Source organism: Rhodococcus tibetensis (assembly GCF_024438035.1).
Taxonomy (GTDB): domain Bacteria; phylum Actinomycetota; class Actinomycetes; order Mycobacteriales; family Mycobacteriaceae; genus Rhodococcus_F; species Rhodococcus_F tibetensis.
This window is the reverse complement of the sequence record NZ_JANFQF010000062.1, coordinates 1-586: the sequence shown is the minus strand read 5'-3', so window position 1 is coordinate 586 and position 586 is coordinate 1. Positions and strand designations below refer to the sequence as shown.

Annotated in this window: 1 protein-coding gene; it reads right to left on the bottom strand. The window is 63.5% G+C overall.

Annotated elements, in window-relative coordinates:
* Positions 1 to 572, bottom strand: a 572-nt coding sequence (locus NOF53_RS27475; protein WP_255974835.1) for a superoxide dismutase, incomplete at its 3' end; no start/stop codon positions are given.
* Between the last annotated feature and the right edge of the window lie 14 nt (positions 573 to 586).

Genomic DNA, 586 nt, shown 5'->3' with positions numbered 1-586 from the left:
GCGTCTGCCCAGTTCACGATGTTCCACCAGGCCTTGACGTAGTCCGGCTTGACGTTCTGGTAGTCGAGGTAGAAGGCGTGTTCCCACATGTCGAGCATGACGACCGGGATCAGGGCGGCGGTGATGTTGCCGTGCTGGTCGGTCATCTGCTCGATGACCAGGCGCTCGCCGATGGTGTCGTAGCCGAGCAGTGCCCAGCCCGACCCCTGCAGGGTGGTCGCGACACCGGTGAAGTGGGCCTGGAACTTGTCGAACGAACCGAACTGGTCGTCGATCGCGGCGGCCAGCTCGCCGGTCGGCTTGTCGCCACCGTTCGGGGAGAGGTTCTTCCAGAAGATGGAGTGGTTGGTGTGTCCACCGAGGTGGAAGGCCAGGTTGTGGGAGAGCAGCAGCGCCTTGTCGGCGATGGTGCCGTCCTCGCGGGCTTCGGCCATCTTCTCGAGGGCGGTGTTGGCGCCCTTGACGTAGGTGGCGTGGTGCTTGTCGTGGTGCAGCTCCATGATCTTGCCGGAGATGTGCGGCTCGAGAGCTGCGTAGTCGTAGGGGAGTTCCGGCAGCGTGTATTCAGACACGAGGGTCCCTTCTT